The organism is Lactobacillus sp. XV13L (genome assembly GCF_059900875.1).
The window spans coordinates 1-21,056 of sequence record NZ_JBWXGD010000005.1 but is presented as its reverse complement, the minus strand read 5'-3'; the positions used below and the strand labels follow the sequence as shown (position 1 = coordinate 21,056).

18 protein-coding genes and 1 tRNA gene are annotated in these 21,056 nt (G+C 48.9%); 1 reads left to right on the top strand and 18 read right to left on the bottom strand.

What is annotated here, in order from left to right; all coding sequences use genetic code 11:
- Positions 1 to 7: 7 nt before the first annotated feature.
- The 17 genes from AC2JF6_RS04250 to AC2JF6_RS04170 all read right to left on the bottom strand — a co-directional run bounded on the left by AC2JF6_RS04250 (position 8) and on the right by AC2JF6_RS04170 (position 18,581).
- A complete protein-coding gene (locus AC2JF6_RS04250; RefSeq protein WP_500729539.1) occupies positions 8 to 964 on the bottom strand; it encodes an ABC transporter permease in 957 nt (318 codons plus the stop codon).
- Complete coding sequence (locus tag AC2JF6_RS04245) at positions 964 to 2,103, bottom strand: ABC transporter permease (RefSeq protein WP_500729538.1); 1,140 nt, start codon at positions 2,101 to 2,103, stop codon at positions 964 to 966. Before AC2JF6_RS04245 ends, AC2JF6_RS04250 begins: the two co-directional genes overlap by 1 nt.
- Positions 2,096 to 3,631 carry an ABC transporter ATP-binding protein gene (locus AC2JF6_RS04240; RefSeq protein ID WP_500729537.1) on the bottom strand — a complete coding sequence of 512 codons (1,536 nt, stop codon included), beginning with the start codon at positions 3,629 to 3,631 and terminating at the stop codon, positions 2,096 to 2,098. The genes AC2JF6_RS04245 and AC2JF6_RS04240 overlap by 8 nt, the downstream gene beginning before the upstream one ends.
- A gap of 80 nt (positions 3,632 to 3,711) precedes the next feature.
- On the bottom strand, positions 3,712 to 4,785 hold the full coding sequence (locus AC2JF6_RS04235) for a BMP family lipoprotein (protein ID WP_500729536.1): 1,074 nt from the start codon (positions 4,783 to 4,785) through the stop codon (positions 3,712 to 3,714).
- 124 nt (positions 4,786 to 4,909) lie between these two features.
- Positions 4,910 to 6,001 (bottom strand): BMP family lipoprotein, encoded by a 1,092-nt coding sequence (locus AC2JF6_RS04230; RefSeq protein ID WP_500729535.1) that lies wholly within the window; start codon positions 5,999 to 6,001, stop codon positions 4,910 to 4,912.
- A gap of 545 nt (positions 6,002 to 6,546) precedes the next feature.
- A complete protein-coding gene (locus AC2JF6_RS04225; protein ID WP_500729534.1) occupies positions 6,547 to 7,209 on the bottom strand; it encodes an HD domain-containing protein in 663 nt (220 codons plus the stop codon).
- Between the two features lie 12 nt (positions 7,210 to 7,221).
- Positions 7,222 to 7,926: a C39 family peptidase gene (locus AC2JF6_RS04220; protein WP_500729533.1), complete on the bottom strand. Its 705-nt coding sequence runs from the start codon at positions 7,924 to 7,926 to the stop codon at positions 7,222 to 7,224.
- A 125-nt stretch (positions 7,927 to 8,051) separates the two neighbouring features.
- Positions 8,052 to 8,732: an SAV1803-related protein gene (locus tag AC2JF6_RS04215; protein ID WP_500729531.1), complete on the bottom strand. Its 681-nt coding sequence runs from the start codon at positions 8,730 to 8,732 to the stop codon at positions 8,052 to 8,054.
- A 150-nt stretch (positions 8,733 to 8,882) separates the two neighbouring features.
- Positions 8,883 to 8,955 (bottom strand) — tRNA-Thr (locus AC2JF6_RS04210).
- A 64-nt stretch (positions 8,956 to 9,019) separates the two neighbouring features.
- Entirely contained in the window at positions 9,020 to 9,355 is a 336-nt protein-coding gene (locus AC2JF6_RS04205) for a heavy metal-binding domain-containing protein (protein WP_500729530.1), read from the bottom strand.
- 103 nt (positions 9,356 to 9,458) lie between these two features.
- The gene (locus tag AC2JF6_RS04200) at positions 9,459 to 9,872 is read right to left on the bottom strand and encodes an NUDIX domain-containing protein (protein ID WP_500729529.1); all 414 of its coding nucleotides are present in this window, start codon (positions 9,870 to 9,872) and stop codon (positions 9,459 to 9,461) included.
- A gap of 62 nt (positions 9,873 to 9,934) precedes the next feature.
- Entirely contained in the window at positions 9,935 to 11,200 is a 1,266-nt protein-coding gene (gene tyrS, locus AC2JF6_RS04195) for a tyrosine--tRNA ligase (protein WP_500729528.1), read from the bottom strand.
- 262 nt (positions 11,201 to 11,462) lie between these two features.
- Positions 11,463 to 14,435 (bottom strand): LTA synthase family protein, encoded by a 2,973-nt coding sequence (locus tag AC2JF6_RS04190; protein ID WP_500729527.1) that lies wholly within the window; start codon positions 14,433 to 14,435, stop codon positions 11,463 to 11,465.
- A gap of 115 nt (positions 14,436 to 14,550) precedes the next feature.
- The gene (locus AC2JF6_RS04185) at positions 14,551 to 15,678 is read right to left on the bottom strand and encodes an LCP family glycopolymer transferase (protein ID WP_500729526.1); all 1,128 of its coding nucleotides are present in this window, start codon (positions 15,676 to 15,678) and stop codon (positions 14,551 to 14,553) included.
- A 108-nt stretch (positions 15,679 to 15,786) separates the two neighbouring features.
- Positions 15,787 to 16,353, bottom strand: coding sequence for an aldose epimerase family protein (locus AC2JF6_RS04180; protein ID WP_500729525.1), 567 nt, complete (start codon positions 16,351 to 16,353; stop codon positions 15,787 to 15,789).
- A 335-nt stretch (positions 16,354 to 16,688) separates the two neighbouring features.
- Positions 16,689 to 16,976: a type II toxin-antitoxin system HicB family antitoxin gene (locus tag AC2JF6_RS04175; protein WP_500729524.1), complete on the bottom strand. Its 288-nt coding sequence runs from the start codon at positions 16,974 to 16,976 to the stop codon at positions 16,689 to 16,691.
- Positions 16,977 to 17,150: 174 nt separating this feature from the next.
- On the bottom strand, positions 17,151 to 18,581 hold the full coding sequence (locus tag AC2JF6_RS04170) for an MFS transporter (RefSeq protein WP_500729523.1): 1,431 nt from the start codon (positions 18,579 to 18,581) through the stop codon (positions 17,151 to 17,153).
- Positions 18,582 to 18,960: 379 nt separating this feature from the next.
- Between AC2JF6_RS04170 and hflX the strand changes: the two genes are divergently transcribed.
- Positions 18,961 to 20,244, top strand: coding sequence for a GTPase HflX (gene hflX / locus AC2JF6_RS04165; protein ID WP_500729522.1), 1,284 nt, complete (start codon positions 18,961 to 18,963; stop codon positions 20,242 to 20,244).
- A gap of 102 nt (positions 20,245 to 20,346) precedes the next feature.
- Here hflX and AC2JF6_RS04160 read toward each other — a convergent pair.
- Positions 20,347 to 21,056, bottom strand: a 710-nt coding sequence (locus AC2JF6_RS04160; protein ID WP_500729521.1) for a mucin-binding protein, incomplete at its 5' end; no start/stop codon positions are given.

The window sequence follows — 21,056 nt, the reverse complement described above, 5'->3', positions numbered from 1 at the left end:
TTTTCTCCTACTTAGACTTAACGTAATTTTGCCCGTCGGCAGCCGGTGCCACCGACTTGCCGAAGAACAGGACCAGAATCACAATGGTGAGCACGTACGGTGCAATCTGCATGTAGACGGCTGGGATATGGTTGAAAAACGGCAGCTGGTTGCCGATGATGCTCAGACTCTGGGCAAAGCCAAAAAACAGCGAGGCCAGCATCGCACCGAGCGGGTTCCACTTGCCAAAGATCATTGCGGCCAGCGCCATGAAGCCCTGACCCGCGATGGTCGAAACCGAGAAGTTGCCCGAGATTGCCTCGGCAAAAACGGCCCCGCCGATGCCGCCCAGAAAACCGGAAATCAGCACGCCCGCATAGCGCATACCGTAAACGTTGACCCCCATCGTGTCCGCCGCCTGCGGGTTTTCGCCGCAGGCACGCAGGCGCAAGCCGAAGCGGGTCTTGTATAGCACCCACCACAAGATAAGCGCAAGGATGATGGCCACCCAAGCCGGGGCCGACGTGTCCCTGAAGAAAATGGGTCCGATGACGGGAATATCGGCGAGCCCCGGAAAGCTGAAGTAGCCAAAGCTCTGGTTGATGTTTTCCGTTTGCCCCTTGTCATAAATAGCCTTGATCAAAAACACGCCCAAAGGTGGAGCCATCAAGTTCAGCACCGTCCCGCTGATAATGTGATCGGCGTGAAAGTTGATGGTTGCCACGGCATGAAGCAAGGCGAAGAAAACGCCGGTGACCCCGCCAACGATAGTTCCGAGCCAGGGCGTGAGGGTACCAAAGGTCGAGGCAAAGGTCAGGTTGAAGACAATTGAGGCAAAGGCGCCCATCGTCATGATGCCCTCCAGACCAATGTTAGTAATCCCCGCGTTTTCACTGTATACCCCGCCTAAAGCCGTAAAAATCAGCGGCGTCGAGTACACAAAGGTCGATGAGACCAATAAGGGTAAAATTGTCATTAAGTTCATTAGCCCTGTCCTCCTTCACTAGTCTTGGGTCCAGCGGCAGTTTCTGCAGCAGCCGCGTCTGTGCTCTCGCCAGCGCTTTTAGCCGTTTGCTTATTTTTAAACAACCGTCCAATCACGTACTGGATGGCGACGAAGAAGATGATTGCCGCAATCACAATGGACACTATTTCGTACGGAATCCCCGCGATGGTCTGCATGCCCAGGCCCCCAATTTTTAAAATTGAAAACAAGACGGCCGCAAGCAGGATCCCGAGGGCGGTGCCGCCGCCCAAAAGGGCAACGGACAAGCCGTCCCACCCGATGTCGAGACTGGTGGTCTGGGTGAAGTAGTTCTGGTAGGTCCCCAGGCCCTGAACAACACCGCCCAACCCAGCAAATCCGCCGGACAGAAGCATCGAGATCATGATGTTTTTCTTAGTCGACATGCCGGCGTAGCGACTGGCGAAAGGGTTAGTGCCGACGGCCTCAATTTCAAAGCCCGTTGTCGTCTTTTTCATCAGGTACCAGTAAAATAATACCGCCACGACCGCAATGAAGATCCCGGCGTTGATCCGCGAATCGCCAAACATTTTGCTCAGCCACGGAATCTTTAGGCTGCCATTGGCGCTAATCGTCTTGGTCGTATCAATATCCAGGCGCAGTCTAGCCGGCATCACCTGCTGGGTCAGGTGCTGACAAACGTACAGGACAATGTAGTTGATCATAATCGTTGTAATCACTTCGTTGGTGCCAAATTGCGCGCGCAGCCAGCCCGCGATTCCCGCCACAATGGCACCGGCCACGACGCCGGCCACAATCGCCAGCGGCAATAGCAGCACCTTGGGCATGCCGGGGTTGGCAAGCACGATCCAGATGGATGCCAGCCAGCCTGCCTGCGCTTGGCCCGGCAGACCAATGTTGAAGAAGCCGGCCTTCGAGGCAATGGCGAAGCCGATGGCTGTAAAAATCAGCGGCGTGGCCTCACGGATGGTTTCCCCGATTCCGTTCATATTGCCCAGGGCACTAGTAAACATCGACGTGTATGCGTCAACCGGGTTATAGCTCCACACGAGCATGATCAGCGCACCAACCAAAAAGCCGGCCACAATCGAGATCAGCGGTACTAAAATTTTCTTTATTTTGGGGGTCACCTTAAGCAAAAGTTGTGCCTTCTTTCTTGAAGCCCGTCATCAGCAGGCCTAGTTCCTCATCGCTCGTTTCTTCTGGCTTCACCTCACCCGAGATGTCGCCGTCGTGGAGAACGATAATGCGATCCGACAGCTGCATAATTTCATCCAGTTCATAGGAAACCAGCAGGATGGCCTTGCCCTTAGCGCGTTCAAGCAGCAGCTGCTTGTGAATGTATTCAATCGCACCAACATCCAACCCGCGGGTCGGTTGAAAGGCAATGATCAGGTCGCTGTCCCGGCTCAATTCGCGGGCAATGATTACCTTCTGCTCGTTCCCACCGGACAGTTCCCCAACCGGTACGCCGCTACTTGTTGTTCGTATATCAAATTTGTTGATAAGATCGTCAGCGTACTTGTTGATGACATCATGGTGCATCACATTATGCTTTGAAAACGGCGCCTTGTAGTAAGTCTGCAAGCTGAGGTTGGCCGCAACCGAAAACGGCAATATCAAACCATACTTCTGCCGGTCAGCAGGAATGTGGGCAACGCCCTTTTCCGTAGTCTTGCGGACATTCTGATTGGTCATGTCCTGGCCAGCAATGAAGACGCGGCCCGAATCAACGTGCTGCAAACCGGTCAGCGCCCGGACAAGCTCGTCCTGACCATTGCCATCGATTCCAGCGACGCCGAGAATTTCCCCGGCATGCAGGTCAAAGGACAGACCCTTCAGTGTCTGAACGCCCTGGCTGTTTTTTGCCTGCAGGTTGTCAACTCTGAGCATCGTCTTGCCCACTTGGGCAGCGGGTTTGTCCAGCCGCATGTTGACGTGGCGTCCAACCATCAGCTCGGCCAGGCGATTATCGCTAACCTCGTCCACATTAAAGGTCCCCACGCTTTTACCGGCACGGATAACGGTCACCTCATCCGCCGTCTGCTTGATTTCCTCCAGCTTGTGGGTGATCAGAATGATGGATTTGCCCTCAAGCGCCAGGCCCTTGAGGATTTCAATGAACTCCGTGATTTCCTGCGGGGTCAAGACCGCCGTCGGCTCATCAAAGATCATGATGTCGGCCCCCCGGTAAAGGATCTTGAGAATCTCCACCCGCTGCTGCTGCGCCACCGTGATCTCGCTCACCTTTTTCATGGGATCAACATTGAGGTTGTAGCGTTTAGACAGCGCGTCAATTTCTTGTTTGGCCTTGCTAAAATTCAGTTTAGGACCACGAACGGGTTCGTGGCCCAGGATAATATTTTCCAAAACGGTAAAGGAATCCATCAGCATGAAGTGCTGGTGCACCATCCCAATCCCCAGATTTTTGGCAACGGTTGGGTTTTTCACGGCCACTTCCTGTCCGCGCACCTTAATCTTCCCTGCTGTCGGCGTGATCAGCCCCGACAAAATACTCATTAGGGTCGACTTCCCGGCACCATTTTCACCGAGGAGCGCCAAAATTTCGCCCCGCTTCAAGGTTAGGTTAATGCCATCATTAGCCTTAAAGCCGTTGAAGTCCTTGACGATATTGCGCATCTCGATTACATTTGTCGTCTCGTTCATTATTAATTCCCCTGTAAAAGACTCTTTGCATCAGCATACAAAGAGTCCCTTAATCAATTCAATTGCTTTTTCAGTAGCCCTTATTTGGCCGCAACCATGATTTTGCCTGCAATTATCTGCTTGCGCGCATCCTGGACCGCTGCCCAGGCCTTTGCATCCAAGTTGCCCTTCGTGATTGAAACCCCGTCACCCTTCAGGGTGTAGACGAGGTGCTTGCCACCCGGGAACTTGCCCTGGGCTGCATCGTTTGCCAAGGTTTCGGTTGCAACATTCAGCCCCTTTAATACGGAAGTCAAAGTAAAGTTGCCCTTCTTATTGTCCTTGGACTTGTAGCTGCCCAGGTGTTCCTGGTCAACGTCAACGCCGATGACCCAGACCTTTTGACTGGCCGGACGCGCCTGGTTGTAAGCCTTGCCCTCTTGGAACACGCCGTTGCCCGCGTTGCCGGCAGCCTGGTAAATAACGTCCGCGTGGTTTGCATACATGGACTGGGCAATCGACTTGGCCTTATCAGTTGCGGTAAAGTTGCCAATATAGGACGTGCTTACCGTAATCTTCTTGTGCAGGGCCTTGGCCGCATCGCGCACGCCCTGCTTAAAGCCGGCCTCAAAGGTCGCAATTATGGCAGACTTGGCACCGCCAATGAAGCCCACCTTGTTGGTCCTCGTTGTGTATGCGGCCGCCACGCCGCCAAGGTAGGACGACTCGTTGCTCTTGAAGGTAACGGACGCCACATTCTTCTGGCCCTTAATCACGTCGTCGATAATAACAAAGTTCTTCTTCGGGTTCTTCTTGGCTGCCGCCTTGACCGAATCCGTCAGCATGAAGCCGACCCCAACAATCGTCTGGTAGCCAGACTTAGCGGCCTGGTTAAAGTTGGGCGTAAAGTCGGACGCGCTGCTCGACTGGAAGTACTGGTAGCCCTTGCCCTGCTTCATGTTGTGCGTGCGTCCAAACTGCTTGAACCCTTCCCAGGCCGACTGGTTGAAGGACTGGTCATTAACACCATTAGAATCAGTTATCAAGGCGATGCTGTTTTTCATATTTTGGCTGCTGCCTGTGCCCTGCTTCTTGCCGGAACAAGCTCCGAGCACCAGACCCGTTGAGACAATTGCGACTCCTGCTGCAAAAAATTGCGTTAACTTCTTACCCATATCTTATAAACCCTCCACAAAATAACGAACTTTACAGTGATAACTTTAGTATAAAATACGTTTAATTTCAAGATTTATTTGATAATTAGTACATAATTAACGTTTGTTTTGCATCAAAGTCGAACTATTTTCCCGGGTGAAGCGGCACCTTAATCTTGCCGGCAATGATGTCTTGACGCGCCGACTGGGCGTATTTCCAGGCCTTGGCACCAACCTGTCCGCGTTTGATAGAGACGCCGTTCGTCTTTAGCCCGTAAACCAGGTTTTGGCCGCCCGGAAACTTGCCCTTGTATGCCCGGTCGGAAATATCCTTGGTCGCAATGTTAACGCCGGTAATAACCGAGGTCATCACAAAGTTGGCCTTTTTGCCGTCCTTGGCTTTATAGTTGCCCAGGTAAGACTGATCGGAATCGACGCCGATTGCCCACACCTTTTTATCTGCGGGGCGGTCCTGGTTGATGGCCTTGGCTTCCTGGAACAAACCGTTGCCGGCTAGGCCAGAAGCATGGAAGATAATGTCCGCCTTTTTGGCATACATGGAGCGGGCAATCGCCTTTTCCTTGTCGGCGCTCTTGAAGTCGCCCACGTACTGGTTGAGCAACGTGATCTTCTTGCCTAACTTCTTGGCTTGGTCATGAACGCCCCGGGTAAAGCCGGCATCGAAGAGGTCAATGATGTCGCCGTGGGCACCACCGATAAAACCAATCGTGTCGGTCTTTGTTTCCGTTGCGGCCACCACGCCGGCCAGGTATGCGGCCTGCTCACTCCTGAAGTTGGCAGATGCAATATTTTTCTGGCCCTTGATTACCTCATCAACGATGACAAAGTTCTTCTTCGGATACTTCTTCGCCGCGGCGCTGACGGCATCCTTTAGGCTGTAGCCAATGCCAAAGATGGTCTGGTAGCCGGCCTTGCCCGCCTGGTCAAAGTTGGGCTCAAAGTCGGAGGCACCGCTTGACTGGAAGTACTGGTAGCCGTTCTGGCCGCGCTTCAGGTTATGTTCCTGGCCGTATGCCTTGAAGCCCTGCCACGCCGACTGGTTGAACGAGTTGTCGTTGACGCCCGCAGTATCCGTGATCAGCGCAATCGAATGCTTAGCGCTGGTGCTGGCGTTGCCACTGCCGCCTTGCTTTCTACCCGAACAACCAGCAAGAACGATGCTGGCGGTAAGAACCAGCGTCGTCATTGCTAAAACTTTTTTGATTTTACATTCCATGTTTATGGACCTCCTAAAGATATTCGCAATTGATACAATAACAATATTTAGTGGTGCTGTCAAAGTCGTGGCACTAGATAGAGTGTTGATGTGACAATGTTTAGGTTTTGGTATGGACCACGATGTAAGCTAGTTGCCCTAGCGTTTGCATGCACCAAGCCCAAAAAATAATTTTTTTCTTTTAGTGTGCAAAACTTGCCCCGGCCATAATTTGTTCGGCACGAATGCTTGTGCAGCAGTTACTGTTAAAGTCAACGCCGGCAGGTTAAAATAGTCTTATCAAATGGATGCAGGCACTATTTTACAACAAAAAGCCGCACGCAGGTGCGTACGGCAGAAAACACGAACAATGTTTCTAGTTATCAAGTGGAAGGAGTGAACACAATGTTATACACGGTCAATTGGCAGTCGACTTTGGGCACAATCAGCCTCCTAAGCGACGATAATTACCTGCTGGGATTATGGTTTGACGGACAAAAATACCTTGGCACCAAGTAGGACTTACCCGGGACAAATGAGTCCGCCGCCGGCGCTTACGCTAGGGCCTAGACGTCCCACTCCTGCATGAATTCGGCCACAAAGGCGCGCATGAACTCCGTGCGCTTGTGCGCTTCCTTCTTGCCGCCAGCGGTATTCATCAGGTCCTCCAGCTGAAACAGCTTCTCGTAGAAGTGGTTGATCGTCGTCTCCGTGTGCTGGCGGTACTGGTCGTGACTGACCAATTTCTGCGGCTTGATGGCAGGATCGTAGATCACGTTGCCGTGCGCACCGCCATAGGTGAAGGCACGCGCGATGCCGATTGCACCGAGGCTCTCGATGCGGTCCGCATCCTGGACGTACTGGCCGGACAGGGGCAATTGGTAGTGGTGCTCGATGTTTTTGGAAAAAGACATGTGCTGGATCGTGAACAGAATATCCTTGACCTCCAGCGCACTGAAGCCTGCTGCAGGCAGGAGCGCGTCAATCTGCGCAAGCACCTCTTTAGGGGCGCCGCAGATCTTTTCGTCAATCGTGTCGTGCAGGTAGCCGGCCGCCCCGATAATCGCGCACATGCGGCTGTCAGGGTGCGCTGCGGGGTTGTCCTGCAGGTACAGCGCACGCGCCAGGTGGGCAACCCGCCGGCCGTGGTAGAAGTCATGCCCCGTCTTCTCGCCTTCAAGCTGCTTTTTAACAAAATCAGTTACTCTTGTTATCTCCAAATTAATCATCCCTTCATGCCTTTACTGAATTGCGACTGCATAGCGCCTGTAGTTGTAGCTGCGGGCAAACTTCCGGGCACGCACCCAGTACTTGCCGCGGTTGGGGTCGGCCACGTGATAGCGCTTGCGCCGCGTGTCATAGCCGTCCAGCAGCATGACGTGGGCGTTGTCGATACCCTTGCCCCAAAAATAGCGGCCCCACCGGGCCTTAGCAAAGTTGAGCGTGACGTAGACCACGACCGGGTTACCGCGTTGCAGCTGCTTGCGCAGCGCACCGACGCTGGCGCCGCTGATATCCTTGACCGGGTGGTACTTGTTGCCCCACTGGGCCAGGGGCTTAGGAAAAATCGATTGGTAGACGCCGCGCGTGACTTGGTAGGGGCTGCCCGCAAAGCCAGTGCGAGGATCGTTGTTTTTGCTGCGCGGCAGGTGTTTCATGAACTGAACCAGGCCCATGTGGGTCAAAACGCCCTTGTAGTGCAGGCCCTCAAGAAGAGCTGCCGACTCGCAGCCCATCCAGGCGCCCACCGCATTCTGGCTAATGTAGGGCACATTCAGGTTGACGTAGCGGGCTTGCTTTTTCTTTGATGCGCTCTTTAGCTTTAGCGTTTGCACCACGGCAGCGCTCTCGCTGCTGGCTGCTTCTGCACTAACCGGAACGGCCGTAGCCGCCACGCCTAGCAACAATGCTCCCGCCATGCCTAATTTTCCTTGTAACCCCTTCACGCTGTCCGTCTCCCATTTTCTATATATATCAGAATGTTTACACCATTATACTCAACTTATTAAAACTCAATCTCCTGCTTCATTCAATTTTTAAACTATGAAATTGATAAATTTACTAATGACAGCTAGCTTTTATTACAAGATAAATTATGACAATTACATTTAACGAATTCATTAAATTCGTTTAGTAACCTTTCTGCTTCATTTTTTGTCATTTTACATGCATTATAAAAATTTTGATTTATACTTTTATTTTTCAGATTGGTATTCCCTTTTACATACCATTTAAAAATTTTGCCTTTAAGTGACTCATAACCTTCACAACCACAAGTTCTTTTTGTATCGATTTTCAAATTTTGCTGATTGATTTTTTTAATAATAAATAGGTGCAGCACTGCATGCTCTACTACATTGCAATAAACCAAATTACTTGGTAATTGGTATTCAAAGCCATAACAGAGTTCTAAGTCTTTAAATTGATTATAAATAGTTGTTACTTTGTTTAAATTAGTAAATTTATCTTCAGCTACATGGTGTATTTCTAATCCACACTTTCCTCCTCTAATATTATTATTGGGTTTAATGTCTCCACCCCTAGTTATATTTACTTTGACATTTCCTGTTTTTTCGTTATTTTTGTTATGAAAATAATTGAAATATGATTCTTTTTGAAAATACGGTGTTTTTATTTCTATTTTTTTATATTTTTCTTTTAAATATTCAACAAAGTCTTCATAGGAATATTCATCTCTTTGTAGAATACAGATTATCCTCTCAACATTAAATTTATAATAATTATTTTCCATATATTCATTATCAACTTTCTAACACCCTTTGTAATAAACATTATCAGTTATTTCTTACAGTATGTTTAATAGTTTCCCTACGCGCATCATTGCTAATATTTCAATATTAACGTTTCACCAAGGTTAGTAATACTTAGTAAATCTACGTTAAGCCGCTTCCCAGATTTGAACTGGGGACCTCCTCCTTACCACGGCGGTGCTCTACCTCCTGAGCTAAAGCGGCAAGTTAATTTTAGCACAAAAAAGTACCCGCTCAGAGGCAGCGGGTACTTTTTTACTATGAATTATTATTCTGCGCTTGGACGATACCTAACGGCGGTGCCGTAAGCCACAACCGACTGCATGTCGCCGGCGATTGAACCAGAATCAAAGCGCATCATCACCACTGCATCGCCGCCTACCTCTGCGGCCGCATCCCGTAAGCGCTCAAGGGCCTGCTGACGTGATTCTTCCAGCATCTTCGTGTAGCTGCGAATCTCCCCACCAATCATGGACTTCAGGCCCGCCCCAAGGTCCTTGAACATGTTCTTGGACTGGGTCGTCAAGCCGAAGACCTCGCCAATTATCTCATAATCCTTGCCGGGTATTTCCTCCGTGGTGGTAACTAGCACCTGCTTATTCATAATCGTCCTCCTGAATTGCAATAATCTTGCTGATAAAATCGTTGTTAAAAACCAATTATGATTGCGCTCATTTATTTTGTCAATCTAAAATAAAATTAATGTTTCACTTGAAAAATTCATGTGCGACAGCCGGCAAAATCTTACCGGCAAGGGCGGGTGGCATTAGGTTTATTCGGGTTAGCGCCGCACTTGCAACCCACGTGGGTTCATAGACGTTAGCCCGACTGGCACGCGCTTTTTCCTCGCCGTGAATTGCCGGCGTGTGCACTAGGTCAACCTTAATGCCAAAAAACAGCACCCGCTCGCCTTCGTCAAGTTCGCCCAAAATATGCAGGTCGGCCGGTAGCAACTTGACCGCTAATTCCTCATCAACCTCACGCACCGCGGTTTGCCGCGGCGTTTCGCCCTCCTTGGCGCCGCCGCCCGGAACTACCCAATAGTCGCGCCCGTCCTTCACCCGGCGGATGAGTAGCACCGCGTCTGTTTCAGGATTATACATTACCACGCGTGCACGCATTATTATTCCTCCAATATCAACTATTCTACTAAAAAGGCCTGGCACAGCCCCCAATCAGACGACTAGTCCATAATCTTGACCAATGTATACTTCCGCTTGCCCTTGCGGATGATGACGTACTTGCCATCAAAGGCCGCACCCGGCTCAACCTCAAAGTCAACCGACTGCTGGCGGTCGCCGTTGACGTAAATGGCCCCGTTCTCGACGTCTTCGCGGGCCTGCCGTTTGGACGATTCAATCTTGGTAGCAACCAGGAAGTCAACGATGTTTTTCTTGGTGCTGTCTGCTGTGGCTGCCGGTGCGCTCTTGAGGCCCTGCTCGATCTGGCTGACCGTCAGGTCCTTAATGTCGCCGGAAAACAGTGCATTCGTAATCATTTCAGCCTCACGCAGGCCCTCGTCACCATGGACAAACTTAGTGACCTCTTTGGCCAGGGTTTTCTGTGCGGTGCGCTTCCAGGGCTCCTCCTTGACCTGCGCTTCCAGCGCGTCGATTTCCGCGTGGCTTAGGAAGGTGAAGTACTTCAGGTATTTGACGACGTCGCGGTCATCCTGGTTGATCCAGAACTGGTAGAACTCGTACGGGCTCGTCTTTTTCGGGTCGAGCCAGACCGCACCACCGGCTGACTTGCCGAACTTGGTGCCGTCGGCTTTGAGCATGAGCGGAATAGTCAGGCCAAAGACCTGCCGGTCTGCGCCAGCTAGTTTATGAATCAGGTCGATGCCGGCCGTGATGTTACCCCACTGATCGCTGCCCCCGATTTGCATTTGCACGCCATGCTCCTTATTGAGCCGGTAAAAATCAATGGCCTGCAGAATCTGGTAGGAAAATTCAGTGAAGGAGATGCCGTTTTCAAGCCGGCTGGCTACAACGTCCTTATTCAGCATGTTGTTGATCTGAAAATGCTTGCCGTAATCACGCAAGAAGTCAATCAGACTAATCTGGTCCAACCACTCGGCATTGTTAATGATTTCAAAGTTTTCAGTGCCAAACAATTTTTCCATTTGCTGGGTTAACGCCAGTTCATTTGCGTGAAGTTTCGCAGCACCAAGCAGGGTCCGCTCAGACTTGCGCCCGGAAGGGTCACCAATTGTACCCGTACCACCACCAATCACGATTACCGGGTGGTAGCCAGCCAACTGAAATCTTTTCAGAATCATGAAGGGAATGAGGTGACCGATGTGCAGCGAGTCGCCTGTGGGATCAGTCCCGCAGTACAGGGCCAAGTCATCGTGCTCTTGCAGGTACTTGGCCAGCCCCGCTTCATCGGTTTGCTGATTAATCGCACCACGCCACTTTAAGTCCGCCAAAATATCAAAATTTGCCATTTCTTCCTCCAATAAAAAAGTCCCTAGATTCAATTAAGAATCTAGGGACGACTAAATCTCTTTTTTAGCCGTGGTACCACCCACGTTCGCGTTTTAAAAACGTCTTAACAGCAGTCTTTACGGGAACTACCCCACTGTAATTCGCTATTTTCGACCTGTCTAGTTCACACCTGCCACTAGTTCTCTGTACGCTGAATCGAATCGCTACTTAAATTATTACTATCAATAATACTAACTTTTTTATATTTAGTCAACTGCCTTTTTACTTGTAGAAGCCCTTGATCTGCAGACCATAGGCCTTGCCCGCCGTCATGTCGTATTGCACCCTTTCGTAGTCGGCAAGTAATTCCTGCTGCTTCGAAGTCAAGTACTTCGGATCAATCACTTGGCCCTTGCGCCCGATTAACTCGAAGCCTTGGTCACCATCAAAGTTAATCGTAATTGCCGGCAACTTCTTGTGTACTTCCGTCAGTAAGGCCTGGTACGGCGTGACCTTTGAGTCAGTCTGCTGCAGCATCATTGCGATAAAGTCGCTAGAACTGACAAATTGGTTGGCCTTGCGTGGCAGGCGCATCTTGGCACCGTGCTGACGAGCATATTTATTGGAATAAATGAAATAACGCGTTGAGTGCATCTGCACCGGATACTTCGAAGTGTAATTCTGCGAAATAATGCTTGGGTAGTGGTCACCATAGAAGACTAGCGTGATTGGCTTATTGATCTTGTCAATCTGTCCGATAAACTGCTTAACCGCCTTATCGGTGTACTGCGTGCCCTTGACGTACGTCGCCATCTGTTCCCGAACCGCTGGCGAGGTGAATAGCTTGCCGGAAATCTTGCCCATGTACTCATTATTCGGATACCAGTTGTTGTACGGCATGTGATTCTGAATAGAGATCAGATTGATGAACTGGCCGCCCTTGCGGGCATTAATCTGATTCAAGCCGTTGGCATAGGTCGTAAAGTCGGAATTGTAGCCGCTCTTGCCCAGCTTCTTTTGGTCAATAATCTTATACTTCGACCCGGCATAAACAAACTTATCAAACTTAAAGCGGTGATAGTCCTCACGCCGCGAGTAGTAAGTACCAATAAACGGATGAACAGCCGACTTGTAATCAAAGTTCATCCCAATCGTGGGGTAAAAATCATAGTTAGGCACAACCTGAACATATGGGGTCAACGTTGACTTGAACAACCCCATGTTGAGTCCCGTCAGCGTCTCCCACTCCATATTGGCCGTGCCGCCGCCGTAACCAGCACTGAGCATATTGCCATACGAAGAGCGCGACTTCATCGACTCAATGAACTTAACCGGGTTAGGGACGTCACGGTCAAATTTGATCGTCGGGAATGTGCTTGGATCAACAAAACTCTCACTCAAGTTAAAGACAATCGTCTGGTCACGCAGGTCGTTCTTTCTATGCTTGTTAATCCGTGCAGCAACCTTGGCATACTTGTCGTTCAATTGCTTGATGTTGGCCTCGGAGTAGCCCTCCGGCTGATCCATAATCTGCAGGTCGATGTAGTTCAAGAAGTTGAGCACCGGACCGTTAACCTGAATATCACGCTCGGGATTCCGGAACCGCTGCCGGTTGTCAAAGCCCCGGTTAATGTGGTAGATCATGCCGCCATCATGGTTAAAGCGCAGCGGCGTCATGAAGAGCAGCAGACTGAGCAAGGCCCAAAGGCCGCGCCGCTTCCAGGAGCCCTGCTTTTTAACCGCAACCTTACGTTCCAGGAAAATATCCAGAATGATTACGACAACGATTGCGACCAAAATGGCAATGACCGTGGTCTTGCCTACCATAGGCAGGAGCGTTCTCCAGTTGACAATCTCGCTTATTTCAGTGGGATAAATCGGCTCGCCACGGAGCAGTAGCTTAATCTTGTTGGCAACGGCCCAGCCGATGGCAATCAGGCTGACCAATACGTTGGAGGTCCAGTAGCGCGTGGTAATGAAGTAAAAGATCGAGAACAGGGCATCCAGGAAAATTGTCGTCAAGACAATCGCGAAGAACTTGGTTCCCAGCAGGTAGACGATTGCGTTGATTGTTGCAGCCGTACTAATCTGAATACGGAGGTTATCCGACTCAATTAGGAAGGCCCCAAAACTCAGCACGTAGAACCACGCCCAGGTGAGCAGGTTGACGCGGTTGGCAACAACAAACCGGCTAAAGTGCTCCCAGGCCTTCTCACAGATGCAGGCCAAGTTAGACTCGTGGTCCAGGTAATTGATGATCTTCTTGAACGGCTTAACCCTAAACAGGTAGCGCTCAAGCACAAAGTCCCAGACGCAGGCAACCACAAGCATGATAATAATCAAAATCAGCTTGTTAACAGTCGATGAGCCGGTAAAGCGAAATGCGCTCATGAAACGCGGCGAGATGGGCGCATCCATAAACATGATCACCGGGATGAAGAAGCGCATGTCCCGCTTGGTAAAGGCCATGATGACCCGCTTAAACAGGAGAAAAATGGCTGCAACCAGCAAGAACATGAATGGTGAAGACGGGTTGTTCAAAAACTCCCGGTTCCAGTCACCACCGCCGTTTCCAGAAATAATCTGTGACCAGTAAACAGCGTCAAAGCCAGATACACCGATTACAACGATAACAAATGAAGCTAAGCCACTAAAAAGAGAAAGCGCTAGCAGCTGGCCACCGATGTGCACCTGAGCCAAGAACATGCCCCACGCAAAGAAGAGCACCAGATAGAGGCCGTAAAGAGAATACTGAAATGAAAGATTTCCCGCACTCAGGGCAAAGCCCAAGAGCGTGAGCATGCTTAATACCAATAGATTCTGCTTTGCAGTTAGCTGGTGGAGCAGGTCGTAGAGGCGCGGCTGAACCAACAAACTGAAAAACAACCCAGCAAATAGTACAGAGGTACTAGTAATAATTGGGAAGAGCATCCCCCACACGCGCCACATATTGAAGCGCGCTGGAACCTTAAAGAAGAAGAGGACATAGTACACGATTAAGGTGGCCATCGCCAGCAGCCAGTACTTGAAACTTTCACTTACAGCTTGCTTTCTTCTGCTATAAACGGCCCCAAAAATCATTGGCACAATCACTAAGGTCGCATTATGCATCATGTTGGGCAAAAAGCGAATGAAGGAGTAGTGCGCCCGCGCTGCGATCCCCTTCAAGCTGAACATTTGGACCAGCATGAAAAGCGCCGCAACTAACAGACAAATAACTTGAACAATTCTCGATATTTTTTTATTTTTATTCATATTTCTAGTACATATCCCCACTAAAAATGTTGTTATCTAACTTTGACTATAGCAAGTGATCCAACTTTTTCCGGCATGGCAAAGTAAAATCAATTCGGGCCCGCAAGCAGTCTTATCATTTACCGTCCCCGCCACTTTCCTGGATAATCTGTCTTTCATAATCTGGATAAAGGTGATAATCCTGCATATCCGGATTAGTAAAGTCAAAGCCCTGAACCTTATTTCGCTTGTTCTGATAGGTTTCATTATTATCGATTACTTCGGTTGGCAGTCCAAGCTCCGTACGCAGGTAGTCAGAAACCCGCTGCAATTCCTTGGTGGGCTGGACCTGGTAGGATGCGCCGTCCACTAACGCGTTGTGCCCGTGAAGGTAATCGCTTTTGACGTTCTTGGCCGTGTCCCGGTAATTAAATGCAATCTGCTGCAGTGCACTGAACGGCAGGTTGGTTTTTACATTACCAGAAATTGCATTCAAAATCGAGTCTAACTGCATCAACGTATTAAGCGAAATCGCCTTCTTAATCAGGGTGGTAATTACCTGGCGCTGCCGCTTCTGACGGCCATAGTCACCCTGGGGATCATCGTAACGCATCCGCGAGTATGCCAAGGCGCCGCTACCGCCCATGTGAGTCAGCCGGTTCTTTTTAAAAATATAGCCGCCGTACTCAAAACTGAGCGTTGGTCTGACATTAATCCCGCCAACGCAGCGAATCAGGCGCATTATCCCCTTCATGTTGACTAAAGCGTAGTACTTGAGCGGCACGTTAACAAGCTTAGACACGCTGGCCAGCGTCATCGCGGCCCCGCCGATTGGGTAAGCTGCGTTGATCTTCTCTATCTGAAAATCTTCCGCTCCGACCATCTGCGCCATCGTGTCACGCGGCACCGACATGAGCGTATAGCGCTGCTTTTGCGGATTAACCACAGCAATAATAATCGTATCAGTATTACCAATTTTTTCAGTCCGGTCAAGTGCGCCCGTATCAGTTCCCATTAGCAGAACCGCAAATTTTTTCTTGCCGTTGAACTCACCGTTTTTAATCTGAACGTAATTGCTGCTGTCATAGGTGCCATCGACCGCATTCTTAGTTCGAAAATAAACATACGCGGAATAAACAATGAGTGCCACAATAGTAAGAGCAAAAAAACTCAGTATCCAGGCTAAACGGCGCCTTTTCTTCTTGTAGTCCCGTACGTGAACTTCAACCCGACTTTTATGCGGATGATTATCGTTATGAACCATATTCTTATCTACCAAGTTTACCAATATTAATTACAATGAGCATATTATAACAAAAAAGCAAACCATTGCCGGTTTGTCCACAATATCTTATTAAAATCGTTAAATTGTTTAGCCAAGTGCCAGGGTCAGTGCAAATTCACTGCTCTCATCACTCTTCAGCACTGAATTATTGACACTAGCAGTAACCCGGTCGTTTTCGAGCGCCAAGTCAAGGCTTGACGAGGCTACCTTCAAAACCGCACCTTTGCCCGTTAACTTCACTTCATTCACGTTTTCAGCTTTTGACCACCCTGTCAGAATCGGTATGGTCAACGCCAAGGAAAATGGCATTTCCTTGTGTGAATTATTCTTCAAATAATACTTAACATCAAGGTGATTGCCCTCTAGAATATAAGACAGAATCACTTCAAAATGATACGGAAACTTTTGATAGCTTTTTCCGTCATCAATCATCGCCAAGCTGACGCGCGTGTCACCTTTGTCAACAACTGTCCACGGCAAGAAGTCAGCCCAGTTTTTATTTTGATCAGTGCCCCAAAAAGCAACCGTTAACTTTTTCTGTACGTCGCCGTCTTTAAAGTAGTCAACCTGATCACTTTGGGAAACAAGGTTGATTAACCTGGCATTCTCCTCATTGACGGCTACCCGCAAAACAGAACTCTCAATTGTTTGCATAGCATACTCCAAACTTTCTACCAAATAAAAAATAGCACTTAAACGCGGGTGATGTCAATTCCCTTCAATTTTTAGGCGGTTGCAGCCCGGCTGAATACCGTGTATGGTATTACGAAATTTATATTATAAAATATCTCGATGGAGTAAAAAGAACATTGATGGCAAACAAGTTAACCCTATGATTGATTGCTCCACTTCTCTTTTAAGAAATTATTTAAAAAGTTAGCAAATTTCATTCTAATATACTATAATAGTGTTGTTCCCGAGAATTATAAATTTAGTTTTTGGAACAAGTTAATAAAAAGAGCACCCCATGATGGGGTGCTTTTTTTTCGTCAAATCCGGTAATTGATGCGATCGCGTGAAGCCTCCGTGAGGTCGGCTGAGACTGGTACGACGAAAGAACCGTCGACAGGCAGCTTTATTGCGGCAATCTCACTGGGCTGGGGCAATTTAGTCTTATTATACAAACGGCTTGCGAGGGTATCGGCTGCCATTTTCATCGATTCGCGCAATCCCTGGCCCTCCGTGATTCCCCCCTTCACATCGGGAAAGCTGATTACGTACAGATCGTTTTCTAACGGTCGAAAAATAGCGGGATAGGTCACAATTCTATGGTCCATCGATAAACCTCCTTATTGCGTTTACCATTACCATTATCATATACCTAATGGACCCTAAACAAGAAACAATTAGCAAAAAATATTTTCAGGACGGATGGTGAAACTGCCTTTCAGTTGCTTCTCGTCTTGAACAAAAATAGCGGCGTCACTGTTATGAAGTGTACGCCATTTTATTTAATCCTTCTTAAATAACCGCCAGCCGCTTAAAATTACGGTCACTAGACAAATCAGCAGTGAGATAATAAAGACGACGTGCATCCCATAGATGAAAATCTCTGGCTGCTGGGGCAAATATTCCGTCACCCGTGCCCCCTTGGCGCTGCTCATCGCCGCAAAAAGCACCGTGGTAGCACTAGAAATACCAATCACCATGCCCAGATTCCGCGATAGCGAGTTGATGCTGCCCGCAATCCCCAGATCCTTTTGCTCAACTGAACCCATTACCAATGAATTATTGGGTGAGCTGAAGATGCCGCTGCCCAGTCCCATGATTGCGATACTGATGACATAGAGCCAGAGCGGTGAATTCAGGCTGCACATCGTGTAGCCAATCTGACTGACTAACAAGAGCATCAAGCCCACGAACGTAATCAGCTTGGGGCCAATTTTGTCCGAGAGCGTGCCGGCAATCGGCGCAGCAACGAACTGGACGACAGGCAGAATCATCAGGATGAAGCCGGTTGCCTTGGGCGAGAGGTGGCGGGCATTCTCCAGATAAAAGGGTGTGACTACGTTGAAGAAAAAGTTTGTAATAAAAATTAACAAGGCACACAGCAGGCTGACGGAAAAATCCGGATTCTTAAACAGACTGAAGCGCAGCAAGGGGTTAGATGCATGATTTTCAACGTTAACAAACCAGATGAAGCTGCAGATGCCAACCGCCAGCATGACCAAGACCGGCAGAGCGGTAAAGCCCAGCTGCTGGCCCAAGAAGATGCCGCCGAAGAGGGCAATCATGCCCAAAGCAAAACTAAAAGAGCCCATCTGGTCAAGCGGTGCATTGGCAAACGTGATATCTTTAGGCAAAAAAACGGCCCCGATAACCACGGCCAGCAGACCGACGGGAATGTTAAGCCAGAAGATGTAGGACCAGGATAGATGGCTCAAAATCACCCCACCTAACCCTGGTCCTGCAATCGAGCCTAGCGCCACGAAGGAACCGATGGTGCCCAGAGCTTTGCCCCGCTCAGTGGTCGGGAAGACTTCCGTGATGATGCCGTTGTTAGTGGCCATTGTCATCGCGGCACCAATAGCCTGCAATGCCCGTGCAATTAACAAAAAGAGCAGATTAACCTTGAACCCAGACAAAAGAGAGCCGGCGATGAAGAAGACTGCGCCCAGACGAAAAATCTTGATCTTGCCGTGCAGATCACTCAATTTGCCAAAAAAAAGGATAAAGCTGCAAACAATAATCAGGTAAAGCGAGACAACCCATTCGGACTGACTCATCGGAATGTGCAGGTCGCGGCTGATGACCGGCAGGGCGATATTGACAATCGTCCCGTCCAGCGTCGACATAAATGTAAATAACCCCACCGCTACCAGTATCCACCAGCGGCTTTTTTGTACTTTGGAGTTCATTTGGTAACTCATCGTTTGCGTCATCTTGACCAATTCCCTTCTCTATTAATTAGTTAGGTACCTTAATAGAGTAGATTATACTCTTTTTGCGCCGATTAGAATAGCAAAAAGTGACCATACGATGATATGGCCACTTGGGCTAAAAATATTAGTATTGCCTAAAAGATAATAATGAGTGCCGTACTTCTTTTTTTAACTGGTCAACTACGATGGTTTTACGCAAAAAAATGGCCGCGTTTAAAGCGGCACGTTTCTTTTCATATCGCTATCTTTTGTAAACTTACGCATTTGTATTACAATTAGGTTAATTAACTACAGAAAGAAAATTGTGACCTATGTGAATTATTAAGACCAAAAACTTTGAACCATCTGCTATTAAAATTTAGCTTGAAAAGAGGATTAAATGATCGATAACACCCTACACAAACCCAAGGCCTATATTGCCGGCATCAACTTAAATGATCCCAACTTCGACTATTACATGACTGAACTGGCTAACCTAACCGCAGCCGCTAATATGGAAGTCGTGGGCCAGGCACGCCAAAACGCCGAGCAGGTTGTCAGCGCAACCTACTTCGGCCTCGGCAAAGTCAACGAGATCAAGGACATGGCGCGTGGCTTACAGGCTAAGGTACTCGTTCTAAACGATGAGTTGACCCCCGTCCAGATTCGCAATCTGGAAAAAATCACCAAGCTGCGCGTGATCGACCGCACTGAACTGATCATCGAAATTTTTGCCAGCCGTGCGCGCACCAAACAAGCCAAATTGCAGGTTCAGCTTGCCCGCTTGCAGTATGAATTGCCCCGTCTGCACCCCTCCGAAAATAGCCTCGACCAACAGCGCGGAAACGGCGGCTCAACCGGGGGCGGTTTTGCCAACCGTGGTGCCGGTGAATCTAAGCTCGAACTAAACCGTCGGACCATCGGTAAGCAGATATCCGCCATCAAAAAGGATCTCAGGACCATTGCCGGTCAGGAAGAAATTAAGGCCAAAAGGCGCAATCAGAACCACATTCCGAAGGTCGCCCTGGTGGGCTACACCAACGCCGGCAAGTCGACGACGATGAACGGGCTCTTGGCAGAATTTTCACCAGAAGGCAGCGCCAAGCGGGTGTTCGTTAAGGACATGTTATTTGCAACGCTTGACACCAGCGTACGCCGCATCGAGCTGACCGACAACTTTAGCTTCATATTGTCCGACACGGTCGGCTTCATCTCCAAACTGCCCCACCACCTGATTGAATCGTTCAAGGCAACGCTGCAGGAAGTCAAAGATGCTGATCTGCTCATCAACGTGGTTGATGCCTCCGACCCCAACATGATTCAGATGATTCGCACTACCACAACCGTTCTGGGCGCAATCGGCGTGAAGGACATCCCGATGATTACCGCCTACAACAAGGCTGACAAAGCCGACCGCAACTACCCGCAGATTGAGGGCAGCAGCATTATCTACTCCGCCACCGATTCCGCATCCATCAAAAAATTAGCTGATCTGATTACCAAGCGCATCTTTGCCAACTACCAGAAGGTGAACATGCTCCTGCCGCTATCTAAAGGAAAGGTCCTTTCCTACCTGCACGAACACGCCCAGGTTCTGGCTGAAGACTACCAGGCTAATGGCATTCACGTCACTGTCCGGCTGACGCCTGACGAGCAGGTACGACTTCAGCGCTACGTCGTTTAGTATTTTCATTAGCTAATTTGCAGCACAAAAAAGCATCTAATTTATGAATTACGCATATTAATTCAAATTTAGATGCTTTTATATTGCTTGATTTTTTACTAATTAGTCTCTTTTCCTGTGACCCAGGAATGCACTACCAAGTGCACCGATTAACATTAAGCCGCCTAAGGCTATGAGTGCTGCACTTGCATGTTTATCCTGCCCAGTTTGCGGCAAAGTATTTGCCTGCTTTGGTGGATTAGCTAGATCATTATTAACTGCAGCTGGAACCGATTGATTCAAGCTGGTTATTTTGCTTGATTGATTATTGTTGCGGTTGACTTTTTTCAAATTTCCATAATGTTTATTATCAACCAATTTTTTATGGCTGTGCCGGATTTTATTAGACTCGGATTTACCTTTGTGGTGGTCCTTATTATTATCACTTGAACTGGTATTGCCAGCACCGTTACTTTCTGGCGTCTTATTGCCACTGTTAGAATTATTATGATCTCCAGTTGGCATTGCTGGTTGACTTGGGGTTGGTTTCACTGGCTGCGTCGGATGAGACGGTGTTGCCGGCTGAGCTGGATTTGTAGGTGTCGTTGGCTGCGTTGGCGTACTCGTGTCACCATTACTGCCCGGATTGGAGTTACCCGAATCTTTGGTATAAGTTACCGTTTCAAGACTATCCTTATCGTCTGGCCCAACTAGTGCTAAGGGAACGACAGTAGGTTTAGCTGTGTAATTCATTACTGTAGGCGACGGAACCTCAGGATAACTTTGACTTGCCTGATCCCAGCTGCCATATGAAATGACCTTGCCCGTCTTGG

Coding starts and splice junctions, on each gene's coding strand:
- AC2JF6_RS04250 (WP_500729539.1), bottom strand. CDS start 964: ATGAACTTAATGACAATTTTACCCTTATTGGTCTCATCGACCTTTGTG.
- AC2JF6_RS04240 (WP_500729537.1), bottom strand. CDS start 3,631: ATGAACGAGACGACAAATGTAATCGAGATGCGCAATATCGTCAAGGAC.
- AC2JF6_RS04235 (WP_500729536.1), bottom strand. CDS start 4,785: ATGGGTAAGAAGTTAACGCAATTTTTTGCAGCAGGAGTCGCAATTGTC.
- AC2JF6_RS04230 (WP_500729535.1), bottom strand. CDS start 6,001: ATGGAATGTAAAATCAAAAAAGTTTTAGCAATGACGACGCTGGTTCTT.
- AC2JF6_RS04225 (WP_500729534.1), bottom strand. CDS start 7,209: ATGATTAATTTGGAGATAACAAGAGTAACTGATTTTGTTAAAAAGCAG.
- AC2JF6_RS04215 (WP_500729531.1), bottom strand. CDS start 8,732: ATGGAAAATAATTATTATAAATTTAATGTTGAGAGGATAATCTGTATT.
- AC2JF6_RS04205 (WP_500729530.1), bottom strand. CDS start 9,355: ATGAATAAGCAGGTGCTAGTTACCACCACGGAGGAAATACCCGGCAAG.
- AC2JF6_RS04200 (WP_500729529.1), bottom strand. CDS start 9,872: ATGCGTGCACGCGTGGTAATGTATAATCCTGAAACAGACGCGGTGCTA.
- tyrS (WP_500729528.1), bottom strand. CDS start 11,200: ATGGCAAATTTTGATATTTTGGCGGACTTAAAGTGGCGTGGTGCGATT.
- AC2JF6_RS04190 (WP_500729527.1), bottom strand. CDS start 14,435: ATGAATAAAAATAAAAAAATATCGAGAATTGTTCAAGTTATTTGTCTG.
- AC2JF6_RS04185 (WP_500729526.1), bottom strand. CDS start 15,678: ATGGTTCATAACGATAATCATCCGCATAAAAGTCGGGTTGAAGTTCAC.
- AC2JF6_RS04180 (WP_500729525.1), bottom strand. CDS start 16,353: ATGCAAACAATTGAGAGTTCTGTTTTGCGGGTAGCCGTCAATGAGGAG.
- AC2JF6_RS04175 (WP_500729524.1), bottom strand. CDS start 16,976: ATGGACCATAGAATTGTGACCTATCCCGCTATTTTTCGACCGTTAGAA.
- AC2JF6_RS04170 (WP_500729523.1), bottom strand. CDS start 18,581: ATGACGCAAACGATGAGTTACCAAATGAACTCCAAAGTACAAAAAAGC.
- hflX (WP_500729522.1), top strand. CDS start 18,961: ATGATCGATAACACCCTACACAAACCCAAGGCCTATATTGCCGGCATC.